The organism is Pseudoalteromonas simplex, from assembly GCF_015278155.1.
Classification (GTDB): domain Bacteria; phylum Pseudomonadota; class Gammaproteobacteria; order Enterobacterales; family Alteromonadaceae; genus Pseudoalteromonas; species Pseudoalteromonas simplex.
Map to the genome: position 1 here is coordinate 86018 of NZ_JADILN010000010.1, position 12052 is coordinate 98069.

At 40.3% G+C, this 12052-nt stretch carries 12 protein-coding genes; 5 read left to right on the forward strand and 7 right to left on the reverse strand.

The features are described 5' to 3' along the window. Nucleotides 1-12 precede the first annotated feature (12 nt). A complete protein-coding gene (locus tag IRQ78_RS16575) occupies nt 13-1380 on the forward strand; it encodes a YjiH family protein (protein ID WP_194442707.1) in 1368 nt (455 codons plus the stop codon). Between the two features lie 33 nt (nt 1381-1413). Here IRQ78_RS16575 and IRQ78_RS16580 read toward each other — a convergent pair whose 3' ends face one another. Together IRQ78_RS16580 and IRQ78_RS16585 are read right to left on the reverse strand one after the other, a co-directional pair. After that, nucleotides 1414-1560 carry a DUF2897 family protein gene (locus tag IRQ78_RS16580; protein ID WP_082389286.1) on the reverse strand — a complete coding sequence of 49 codons (147 nt, stop codon included), beginning with the start codon at nt 1558-1560 and terminating at the stop codon, nt 1414-1416. A 39-nt stretch (nt 1561-1599) separates the two neighbouring features. Then, nucleotides 1600-2136 (reverse strand): acyloxyacyl hydrolase, encoded by a 537-nt coding sequence (locus IRQ78_RS16585; RefSeq protein WP_138600009.1) that lies wholly within the window; start codon nt 2134-2136, stop codon nt 1600-1602. Between the two features lie 234 nt (nt 2137-2370). On the opposite strand from IRQ78_RS16585, the gene IRQ78_RS16590 reads away from it, so the two are divergent. Together IRQ78_RS16590 and IRQ78_RS16595 are read left to right on the forward strand one after the other, a co-directional pair. Then, nucleotides 2371-2964, forward strand: a complete 594-nt coding sequence (locus IRQ78_RS16590) for an MlaC/ttg2D family ABC transporter substrate-binding protein (RefSeq protein ID WP_138600008.1) — start codon at nt 2371-2373, stop codon at nt 2962-2964. Nucleotides 2965-3264: 300 nt separating this feature from the next. Then, a complete protein-coding gene (locus IRQ78_RS16595; protein WP_138600007.1) occupies nt 3265-4602 on the forward strand; it encodes an ankyrin repeat domain-containing protein in 1338 nt (445 codons plus the stop codon). Between the two features lie 84 nt (nt 4603-4686). Here IRQ78_RS16595 and IRQ78_RS16600 read toward each other — a convergent pair whose 3' ends face one another. From IRQ78_RS16600 to IRQ78_RS16620, 5 genes are read right to left on the reverse strand one after another with little or no spacing between them, the layout of a single operon-like run. Next, nucleotides 4687-5142: a DUF2069 domain-containing protein gene (locus tag IRQ78_RS16600; protein WP_054553740.1), complete on the reverse strand. Its 456-nt coding sequence runs from the start codon at nt 5140-5142 to the stop codon at nt 4687-4689. After that, on the reverse strand, nt 5139-5693 hold the full coding sequence (wrbA, locus tag IRQ78_RS16605; RefSeq protein WP_054553739.1) for an NAD(P)H:quinone oxidoreductase: 555 nt from the start codon (nt 5691-5693) through the stop codon (nt 5139-5141). The genes IRQ78_RS16600 and wrbA overlap by 4 nt, the downstream gene beginning before the upstream one ends. Beyond that, nucleotides 5693-6040 carry an arsenate reductase (glutaredoxin) gene (arsC, locus tag IRQ78_RS16610; RefSeq protein ID WP_054553738.1) on the reverse strand — a complete coding sequence of 116 codons (348 nt, stop codon included), beginning with the start codon at nt 6038-6040 and terminating at the stop codon, nt 5693-5695. Before arsC ends, wrbA begins: the two co-directional genes overlap by 1 nt. Before the next feature lie 54 nt (nt 6041-6094). Beyond that, entirely contained in the window at nt 6095-7555 is a 1461-nt protein-coding gene (bepA, locus tag IRQ78_RS16615) for a beta-barrel assembly-enhancing protease (protein ID WP_054553737.1), read from the reverse strand. A gap of 1 nt (nt 7556) precedes the next feature. Beyond that, complete coding sequence (locus IRQ78_RS16620; RefSeq protein WP_054553736.1) at nt 7557-8222, reverse strand: hypothetical protein; 666 nt, start codon at nt 8220-8222, stop codon at nt 7557-7559. Between the two features lie 366 nt (nt 8223-8588). Between IRQ78_RS16620 and IRQ78_RS16625 the strand changes: the two genes are divergently transcribed. Next, a complete protein-coding gene (locus IRQ78_RS16625; protein ID WP_054553734.1) occupies nt 8589-9656 on the forward strand; it encodes an AI-2E family transporter in 1068 nt (355 codons plus the stop codon). A 118-nt stretch (nt 9657-9774) separates the two neighbouring features. Next, complete coding sequence (locus IRQ78_RS16630) at nt 9775-12030, forward strand: aminotransferase class V-fold PLP-dependent enzyme (RefSeq protein WP_194442708.1); 2256 nt, start codon at nt 9775-9777, stop codon at nt 12028-12030. Nucleotides 12031-12052 lie beyond the last annotated feature (22 nt).

Here is a 12052-nt window from a genome sequence, read left to right on the forward strand (position 1 = left end):
CAGGTTGAAAATATGTCTAACTTAAACACAGCCCATCGCAGTGACTTGCGAACCTTGTTTACCTTTTTCGTTCCCTCACTTATAGGTGTCTTCTTGTTTATGACGCCGGTACCCATAGGTGAGGCAATGACCATTCCGATTGCTGTTATGGCAAAAGCTGTGCAGGCGTGGATAGCTCCTTTCGCGCTTGGTTTAATTACGAGCATTGTTTGCATTACCGGTATTTTATCTTTAGTGATAAAGTTGTTTAAACCGCAGCCATTACTTAAGTTCTTTTTAATTAAACATTTATTTGATGTTAGTTGGTTGTGGCTGAGTGTTCGATTACTGGGTATGGTTTTTATCGTTTTGACCTACACAAAACAAGGGCCTGAAATGATTATTTCCGGTAATACCGGTGCACTGGTTTTAAACGACTTGTTGCCTGTGTTGTTTTCTGTGTTTGTTTTAGCGGGCTTACTATTACCGTTATTATTAAACTTCGGCTTGTTAGAGCTAGTCGGTACCTTATTAACTAAAGTGATGCGTCCACTTTTTGGTGTGCCAGGTCGCAGTGCGGTTAACTGTGTAGCATCTTGGTTAGGTGATGGTAGTGTGGGTATTTTGATGACCGCTCGTCAGTATGAAGATAAACACTATACACAACGCGAAGCGGCCATTATTGGTACTACTTTCTCTGCAGTATCAATCACCTTTTGTTTAGTTGTTATTGGCCAAGTAAAGCTTGAACACTTGTTTGCACCGTTTTATTTAACAGTGTGTTTGGCGGGTTTTGTTGCGGCATTAATTGTGCCTCGCTTACCACCATTACGCTTCAAAAAAGACCTATATTTTGATGGCTCAGAGCCAGATAAAGACGCAGAATCAGTGCCTGAAGGTAAATCATTAGTCTCTCATTCACTTGATGTGGCGCTTGCTAAAGCACGCACTGCACCGGGTTTTGCTGGTACAGTGAAAGAAGGTCTACATAACGCCTTTGATATGGTATTCGCTGTGTTACCTGTCGTTATGGCTGTGGGCACATTTGCCTTGATTATTGCTGAATATACGCCAATTTTTGAATATATGGGCAAGCCGTTTGTGCCATTTTTAGAGCTATTACAAGTACCTGAAGCTGAGGCCGCAGCACAAACAATTATGGTTGGATTTGCTGATATGTTTATTCCGTCAATTCTTGCAGCGGGTAGTATTGAAAGTGATGTTACACGGTTTATTATCGCAGCAATGAGTGTGACGCAATTGATTTATATGTCGGAAGTGGGAGCACTGCTTTTAGGTAGTAAAATTCCGGTTAATATTATCGAATTGTTCTTCATTTTTATTTTAAGAACTTTAGTGACATTACCGGTGATTGTCTTAATGGCACATTGGTTAGTGTAATCTTAGCTAAAGCATTAAATAGAAAAGCCCTGATTATTCATCAGGGCTTTTTTTATCTTCATTATCATCGCTTTTAGGCACTTTGAAGTCCATTTTTGCTGCATGTTTTAGCAACATAAGGTTACCAATTACTACACCAAACACAGCAACAACAATGGCTATAATTTGCCAAGTTTCCATCTTGAAATCCTGCCGATATACACAGCGATATAGTAGCACTTAAAATCGTCTTGCATAAGACAGTGAAATAAAATCAAGGCCAGGGTTAGGGCTCTTGAAACCCGCATTTGAGTAATGTAAATATCTAAGTGCTAAGCTTGAGTCGTCACCTAAATCTGCAACTAGACCCAATCTATCTTCAAACTGATAGTGAGTACTAACGTTTTTGCCTGCAAAACGGGTGTCGTCCAACAGTGAAACGCCAATTCCAAACTCCACATAAACAGGCATGTTTTTCACATTAAACACAGGGTATTGGATCACCGGAGACATAGCTAACACGATATTAGTTTGATGTTTGTTGTCTTTGCCATACTGCCAAATATTAAAACTAGATTCGAAGTACAAACGGGCGTGTTGCAAGGGCAACTTTTCATTGGGTACATGGTACTGATAGGCCAGCTTTAGACCTTTTACATCACCTTCACCTTGAATGTAATCAATGGCATAACCATGATTTGAAGCTGAATAACTTGGTGCTGCTAAAAGAGCAGCTGCACTCAAAATAAGTGCTTTTAATGGCTTTTTAAATTTCATTTCGGTACTTCTCATTATGTCGATGAGCAAGTAAATAAGGCGGTGCTAGGGGCTTTTCAATGTGCAAAAAAACACAGAAGCTGTGCACATTCTCATATTTCTTAGCAATTAGCTGAAAACTATGGAAAAAATCGATTGGTGCTTAATTGGCATTAAAACGGTGTCGGATTGTTTCTTTTTTTATGGATTTAACATCGGTATATTAGCGAAAATTTTCGTTTAGAGGTGAATACGATGACCAAACTAGTTAACTCATTTTTGCTAATTGCAGCATTTTTTGCTGCATCTGCTTTTGCCAGTGAAGACCGCTCGCCTAAGCAATTATTAGAATCAGTCACTGCTGATTTATTTGTTGATATCGCAAATGTAAATGCGAAAGGTGATGCAAGCTCAGAAGCAATGGCGAATATTGTTGAAAAACGCTTATTACCACATATGGATATTAAGTTTGTATCGTACAAGCTTTTAGGTAAGCACATTAAAGGTCTGCGCCGTGAACAAGCCGTTGATTTTATTGCTGCGGTTGAGCATTACTTAACAGTGACTTATGCTGGCGCGCTAATGAAATACACAGGCCAAAAAGTGATTTTTGATCAATCACAACTAATCGACGATGGTTATGCAACTGTTAAGACACAAATTGTTGATGACAATGCGCCAGCTATAGATTTGCACTTTAAATTACGCCAAGGCAAAGACAAGCAGTGGAAAGTATACGATATTGTTGCTGAAGGTATCTCACTGTTAAGCGCAAAGCAAAAAGAAGTGCTGCAGCGCATTAGCCAAGTTGGCATTGATGAAGTGACACACGAATTAGCAAGTAAGTAAGTCAGCTAAAAAGCGCGATTACCTTCACCTCATCGGGCTTTTTAGTTACTTTCAGTCTCCAACCAAGCAGTGAGTACCGTCCATGTGCCGCTGCTTTTCTATTTTCTTTAAAAATCACCTACTTTGCGCTAGCACCTGTAACCCTCTGTGGTAGAATCATACTACTTTTCTTGTTTACCAAAGTATCTATCAGATACTGTGTTATTGGTCGCAATATTAAGCAAACTGTCAGTTAAATTTTGCTATAACTGAGTGCTTAATTAGACATCGAATAATGTGCAGCGGAGTTGTGTTTTTTTAATGGAAAATGTACTGATTTGGCCAAAGGAATACCCGTTACTGATCAAAGGATTAGCTGAGCAAAACGGGGCTTATATTTTAGACGCTTTAGAAGCTTGGCCGGCATGTCGTTCTACTAATGAAGATGACGGTGTGTGTACGACGGTTCTTCCGCCTATTTACTATCTTACATGGTTGACTCCTCTTGAACCGTTTGAAGAGTGTTATTTCCAACACATCTCTGAATTTGATGAAGCTGCGCTGCATTACATTAATGCTATGAAAGCGCACTTTTTAGAAAACGACTACACCCCTGAGAGTCTTGTTTTAATGTTATGCCAGCGCTTAGAGAAATACGCTAGCGCATTTGCTCAATCGGCTGTTAAAACACCTATAACTTTGATTCACCAGTTATTTAATCGGCGCTATTTCACTGTGATAGAACATGTGCTTAATCACGGTGCAAAAATGTCTGCGGACGATGTATTAGAACTGTGGACCGAAGTTGACTTTAGAGAGCGCTTTAGTGGTTTTATCCCTGATTCAGTGGCTGATCTTGAATCATTAACGGCGCTTGCAGCTGAAAAAGTTGCTCACGGTGAAGATTACTTCACCTTACTAAAACTTGTATCACCTGATGTTGATTCCGCATCGTTACTTGAACAAGCTTTACTTGCTCATTTAAGCCACGAAAATGCAAAACAAACCATGGCAAAGCGTTTTATTGAGCAAGGCGCAACAGGTGCATTAGCTGACGAAAACGGTAAAACAGCCTTTATGTGGGCAACCGAAAAAGGCTATGTGAATGTGGTTGAGACAATACTTGAACATCAAGATAAGAAGGCCCAAGACAACAAAGGGAATACAGCATTACATTACGCCGTATTAGCCGAGAATGGACCTTTACTGGTGTTGCTTTTAAAAGCGGGCTATGACTTTAGAGTTCGTAACAACGATGGTCTAAGTTGCTACCGATTAGCTGTAAGCATTAAAGCAGATAACTTAGTTAAATGCCTTGAGCATGACTTTGGTATTAAAGAGCTTTCGCCAGAAGGGCAGTTTGATCGCGTTAAAAAAGTGCACTTACTCCACGCGATTGTAACTGTGTTACTACCTGTGCAGTTGTTCTTCTTTTTTGACAATAGCATTGCTATTAAAAGTGAGTTAACGCTGGGCTTTACATTAGTTTCTATCTTATGCTTTTTCTTTGCTACAAGTTTAAAACGCTGTGCGCTGTACCCGCATATTCGTCATCCATGGGGGCTGTTTATTTTAAGACTGTTCTCATTATTTAGCTTAATTGGCCAAGTGGGTCTGGCAAGTATTGTCGCGCTAGCCACCTTAGCAGAGTTGGTGTGAACGCATAAAAACTAAATAAAGTGACATAAAAAAACGGCAACCTTGGTTGCCGTTTTTTGTTTTAATTAAGCTAAACGAAAGTGCTTATTTATCGTGCTCATGTGCCGCTTTTTCTTCGGCCAGCTCTTCTTTTAATTTACGTATCTTAAGGCCAAGCTCTTGCCCGCGATGGCGAGCATAATAAGTGCAACCAATAAACATCAGACTGGCAAAGATTAACTCAAGTAATACCCAAATCAGCTGTTCTTGTGCGACCCATAGTAATGTAAAACCATGGATAAAATAGAACATCACGATAAAGTTTGCCCACGCGTAGGTGTAAGGCTTATCTTGAATAATCCCTTTCAGTGGTAATAGAAGAGGGAGTATATAAACAACAAAGATAAAGCCGTTACTGTGGCCTTCTCTTGGGGCAATTAAAAACAACCAAACTGGCATTAAAATTAATAAGCCGATATAACCAATCAGTGCAAAACGTTGGAATCGTTTAGTAATTGGCTTTTTGGCAACAGGCTGATTTAGCTTTGGTTCCAAGCTCATTGTAATTTACTCGTAATCAGTGCCAAGCGCTTTCCAACACTTTGGCAAATTTTAATTTCGTCTTTACTTAACACATTGCTGTTATTGCTACCGGCCACATGAGTCGCACCGTATGGCGTACCACCAGTTTCAGTTGCTAATAACTCAGGTACCTCATAAGGCACGCCAAGCAACATCATGCCGTGATGTAACAACGGCAGTGATAGATTCAACAAGGTAGCTTCGTTACCACCGTGCATACTGCTCGATGACGAAAATACACAAGCAGGTTTATCTATTAGCTGACCTTTAAGCCATAGATCACTGGTGGTTTCCCAAAAGCTCTTTGCTTGTGAGGCCATCATGCCAAATCGAGTAGGGGTGCCAAAGGCCAAGCCATCACAATTAATTAGATCATCTTTGCTGATCACAATATCGTGTGGCTGACGTTTTACAAACGTGCGCAATAAAGCAGTTGCTCCTTGTTGCTCAATCGACTCGGCTATCTCATGTGCCATTGCTTCTACAGAGCCATGGCTTGAGTGGTATAGCACAACAATGTTTGTAGTCATTAAAGTACGCTTAATACGTTTTCTGGTGGACGACCTAGAGCAGCTTTGCCGTTATTTTCAACAATTGGGCGCTCGATTAGCTTTGGATTGGCAGCCATTGCAGCAATTAATTTGTCTTCGTTTTGCTCGTTTTTAAGCTCAAGCTCTTTGTAGATGTCTTCTTTAGTACGCATTAATTCACGCGCTGAAGTAAAGCCCAATTGGCTAATTAAGGTCGCAATTTGCTGCTCATTAAGTGGTGTTTTTAGGTATTCAACAACACTTGGTTGTACGTTATTGTTTTCTAATAGGGCAAGTGTTTCACGCGATTTTGAACAACGTGGATTATGATAAATAGTCACAGACATGGTGTGTTCTCACATTTAATAATTTGGCTTATTTTAGGGCAAGCGCTGCGAGACTTAAAGTCTCGCAAGCTCTTTTTGTAATTGACGGTATTGCGTGAGTAGGGCTTTTAAACGTTGTTGTTTAACTAATTCTTCAGGCTCAACAAAGTTTAGTGCTTTTTGAATTTCATCAGCTGCCTTTAAATAAGCACCATACTGGGCCAGTACATTGGCATGCGCTTCATGATAAGAAGCCATATTCTCTTGCTTTTTGTAGACATCAGCAATCAGCTCTTTGGCAAGGTTGTTCTCAGGTTTTGCTAACAAGTAAGATTTTAAAATACGTTCAGCAAGGTCAAATTGTTTTGCTTCCATCGCAGCATTTGCATAGTTTAAGGCAATTACCTGATTGTTAGGTCTATCGATATCTAACTTAGCTAAAAATTCCACCGCTTCATTCGCTTTACCTTGCGCAATGAGTAAGTCGGTGTGTGTGTCTATATAAAATAAGTTCTTTGGATCTTGCTCTAGTAATGGGTTCAAAATGCTGGCTGCTTCATCAAGCTTTTTTTGATCCAACAAGCTAATACCCAAACCATATTTAAGTGCAGTGTCGTTATGAACGGTATTTTCACGCATTAATTTACGAAACAAATCTTCAGCTGCTTTGGCTTTTTGATGATAACGAGCAATAACACGGCTCTTAGCTAAGTTAAACTCTAGGCTATCGGAGTAGTGCCTTTTTGGATACTGCTCGGCACGTAAGCGCACATCAGAGACACGGCTTTCTGGCAATGGGTGAGTCAGCAAAAATGCGGGCGGCTTATATTTGTAGCGAATTTGTGCAGCAAGTTTAGTTAAAAACTCACTCGATTGGCGAGGATCAAACCCTGCATTATTTAAGGTCTGCATACCAATTCGGTCTGCTTCTTGTTCAGCAGCACGGCTATGAGTTAATTGACTAAATGCCGCTTGAGTCTGGTTTGCAGAGATAATTGCAATACCAGCATCAGGTGCCACTACAGTAGCTAAAATACCAGCAATCATACCAGCGATGGTTAACGCGCTGTTATCTTGCTGTTGTTGAATACGACGCGCTAAATGGCGCTGTGTTACGTGGGCAATTTCGTGCCCAAGTACTGAGGCAAATTGACTTTCGTTATCGGCTTGTGCCATGAGCCCTGTATGCACACCTACATGACCACCATAGAACGCAAAAGCGTTGATTTCAGGGTTATTAACCCAGAAAAAAGAAAATGGAAAACGAACATCGTTGGCGTTTGCGACTAAACGGCGGCCCAAGGTGGTCAGATACTCATCAAGAACCGGGTCATTGACAACGGGTGATGAGCCACGAATTTGCATCATCATCACTTCACCGATTGCTTGTTCTTTTTCAATCGGTAAGGCTTGTAATGCCGAGGTCCCTAAATCGGGCAGCTTAAAGTTTGTTTGTGCCTTCAACGGCTCACTGTGCAATATCGAAAATGTCAGTAATGCACTACACAGTGTAATAAAGGCTAATTTTAGTCGCATCTTATTCCTTGTTGATTTGCTCACCTAACATGACTTTTGCTAAATCTATTTCGTCGCTGCATGCTCGGCTGTCTTTTTCGCACAATTGATAGAAATCTTTTATTGTGACTCCATCTAGCTTAACAACGTTCAACTCCCGTTGTAAAAAAGTTATGATTTTATGCGCTACTTTATGAGCATGCAGAATTAAGGCTTTGTCAGCTTTGTCACCTCTTTCAAAGTAAAAAGCGATGAATTTATGAAGCTGGTTAAAACGAATAAGGTTTTTCATGGTGTGCGGATCCCACACCTTAAATTCCATAAAGCGGTTGTCTTTGATGTATTGGTCTACCGTCACATCTTTTGCATAAGGGTAGGCCCATAATTCGAAACCTCGGTCCGTAAAGCTTTGATGCAAAGCAATGCGCGGTTTTTGCTCACAGACAATTTCGCCCATGTCGGTTTCATGGCCACCTAATAAATCAAGGTTCCAGTTGCGTGGGTCAATTAATTGTTTAACGGCATTATCAAAACCGTGGTCTAAAATCCCTTCAGATTCGCTAACCGATGATGCGACCATATGATAAAAAGGCGGCAGCTCGCCCCAGTTTATTTGTTTTTTATACCAGTTTATCTCTTTAAGAGTTGGATTCGCAGGTAATTGCGCTTTATTATGCGAGCCAGGCATCAGGTTTCCTTTACTACCAGTTATTGAATAAGGATAAACTATTGTTTTGCGTGTTTTAAGAAAAAAATGAGTTGTTTCTCATTATAAAGACTTATTTTAGCAAGGTGCCTACATCTTATACTTATTATTCATATTAATAACGCAGTTGATTCGCTATGTTAATGGTTGATTTAAGGGACTATAAGTGCCCTCAACAATTTATTCAGTTTAAATTAGGGTTGAATAAGGCAGTATCGGCTCAACAAGCCGTGACTTTTACATTTAATGCTGCTGAGGCAACGGACGATATGCAGCGATTTTTAGAAAAACATCATTACCATTTTAAAATTGACCTAGAATTAGGTGTGCTAACAGTGGAGCCCATTCGTGTTTGAGTATGTAAAAGCCTGGTACGAAAATAAATTTTCTGATCCCCATTCAGTAACCTTGTTGTTATTGCTTATTGCAACCTTTGCATTTTTCTACTTTTTTGGTTCGTTAATCGTGCCTGTCTTAGTTGCCTTGGTAATTGCCTATTTACTAGATTGGCCTGTTGCTCACTTAGAAAAGCTGGGTTTGAAACGGTTTACCGCAACGATTCTAGTTATGCTGGTATTCAGTGGCTTGATGATTATGATTATTGTCGGCATGGGGCCTGTGCTTTGGCAGCAAACCAGCAATCTAGTTCAAGAAACGCCTTATATGATCGAAAAAGGTAAAGCACTGCTGTTACATCTTCCTGAAGATTACCCAAGTTTGATTACTGAAGATCAGGTTAAATCAATTGTTACCAGTGTTGAGACCAAAGCTATTGAGTTTGGTCAGTTGGTGCTATCGGTGTCATTAACTTCGATAAAAGACGTTGCAGCTTGGCTGATTTATCTTATTTTAGTGCCGCTCTTAGTATTCTTTATGCTTAAAGATAAATTAGAGCTCACGCAAAGTGCTGAGCGTTTATTGCCTAAGCAACGTCGCTTGATCATTCAAGTTTGGCAAGAAATGAATCAGCAAATCATGAATTATATTCGCGGTAAGGTATTTGAAATTTTAATTGTTGGTACTGCATCTTTTATCGCTTTTGCAGTGCTTGACCTTCGCTATGCGGCTTTACTCGGTGTATTAGTTGGCTTGTCTGTGCTTATTCCATTTGTAGGGGCGGCATTGGTAACCATTCCTGTCGCTGCGGTGGCGTTATTCCAGTTTGGTTTAGAAACACAATTTTGGACTATTTTAATCATCTATGGCGTGATCCAAGCACTTGATGGCAATGTGTTAGTGCCGTTATTGTTCTCTGAAGCGGTAGATTTAAACCCTGTGTTTATCATCGTTGCGGTATTGTTTTTTGGCGGTTTATGGGGCTTTTGGGGCGTGTTTTTCGCAATACCGCTGGCTTCTTTAGTAAAAGCGCTTATCAATGCCTGGTCTTCTAAGCAGGTTGAGCTAATAGAAAATTAGCTTAGTCTTAAAAAGTATAGAAAACGCACTTTACTGACTAATTGATTATTATAATTTAGCCGTGAAAAATGTAAAATAGGTTATAAGATATATCTTTTAGTAATATGGTGCGTTTTTCATGGCAAATTTTTACCTTCCTGACGATGCTAATCAGCAAATTTATTTAGATGCGAATGCAACGACTCCTGTACTTCCTGAAATTGCCGATGTGGTTTCGCACACGATGCAAGTCTGTTTTGGTAATCCATCAAGCTCTCATATTACGGGTATTCAAGCAAAACACTTATTAGAACAAACACGTAACAAAGCACGTGAAGTCATTGGCGCTACCGACGGCGATATTTTATTTACCTCGGGTGCAACAGAAGGTATTCAAACGGCGGTTGTTTCAACGCTTATTGCTGCAAAAAATCATCAAATCGAGAATCCGGTATTACTTTATGGGGCAACAGAGCATAAAGCGGTGCCAAATACGCTAAAACATTGGAACAGTGTACTTGATATCAACGCGCAGGTATTAGCTATTCCAGTAGATAAAAACGGTATTTTAGATCATGAGTTTATTCGTAAACATGCTGCGAATGCACTGATGATTTGTACTATGGCAGTAAACAACGAAACCGGTGTTTTCCAAGACTTAACCACTATTGAGCAAGTTATTCGTAGTGAAAACAATAATGTGGCTTGGATGGTTGACTGTGTACAAGCATTAGGCAAAACCAACTTGGCGCTAAGCCAAACAACCATTGATTACGCCCCATTCTCTGGTCATAAATTGTATGCGCCTAAAGGCATTGGTGTACTTTATATCCGTAAAGGCAGTGCATATACGCCATTTATTGCTGGTGGCGGCCAAGAAAGTGGTATGCGATCTGGTACCGAAAATTTACCGGGCATTGCCGGTTTGAATAAGTTGTTCTCGTTATTGCTTGATAAACAAAACCAGACTTTTAAGCCAATTGAGCAGCTACATGCTTTTCGCGAGCAATTATTAGCTGCATTAACAGACACCTTTGGTAGCATTACGTTCAATCACAGTTTTGAGCATTCGGTGCCAACAACGTTGAACTTTGCGGTGAACGAATTAACCAGTAAAGAAGTGATGGACTTATTTGATGCTGCGGGTATCCGTGTAAGTGGCGGCTCGGCATGCAGCTCAGGTGCAAATCGTAGTTTTGTTTTAGACGCGATGGGAGCCAGTGATTGGCAAAGTGAAAACGCGATACGTATGTCGTTTGGCCCAGCTGTTAACCAACAAGAGATTGATTTTGCTTGCGACAAAATACGTTCTTTAAAACCGATTCTAGAAGCAAACTGCTTAGTGGTATCTGATAGTACATCGCCGCAACACGAAGTTTGTGCGATTGGCTTAACACAACTTCGCCATCAAGCAGCGTGCTGCTGGCTTTATGTCGACAGTGATAAAAGCGTTGTGGTGATTGATCCTATCATTGAGCTTATTCCACGTATGGCGAAAATTGTCGCGACACAAGGTTTAACAGTAAAAGCGATTATCGATACCCATAACCACCAAGAACGTTTATCGGCCCGTTGTTTATTATCAAAAGAGCTCGCAGAACGTTATGTTGCTAATGAGATAGACGAACTTGGCTGGCCAAAAGATTCAGCAACCATCGAATTAAGCGATGCACGCTTAACTAAAGTAGCAACACCAGGTCACAGTGACGATAGTGTTAGCTATTTATTATCAGATACGCAAAGCGGTGACATCAGCTATTGCTTCTGTGGTGATTTATTCTTACCAGGCGGCTTAGGTAACACTGCAATTAGCGGTGGTGATGCTGTGAAAATGGCTCAGTCTTTAAAGCAGCTTGCTATGGTAATACAAGATTCAACGGTGATTTGTTCTGGTCATGATTATCAACAATGTTTTGCTATGGATTGGCATGTGCAAAAAGCAACGACGCCGTTACTTGAACAACTATTAAGTGAGCTAGTATCAGATGATGAGTTTGTTGAATTAAAGCAACAAGCTGATGAGCAAAAGCATACTGTAAGTCATTCTTTATGTGGCTATGTTGAAACACTTGAAAGTGCGCCGATGAAACAGCTAGTCGCAACCGATGCGAAATCAATGTTGGATGATAAGGCAACTTACCTAATCGATACACGTGAACCGTATGAGCATGGAGCGAATAATTTAGCAGAGTTATTTACTGTTGCTGAGAGCAAAGTGATTAACATTCCACTCAGTCGCATGGCAAACGCCATCGTGCAAGGGCAGCTTGAGAAAGACCATAGCTACATTTTGGTTTGCCGAAGTGGTAATCGTTCAAAACAAGCGGCTAATAATTTGTCGCAGTTAGGGTTTGAAAATGTTTATAACTTAAATGGTGGTTTAGCATTGCTTTAACAAGCAATACCAATTCGCTTAA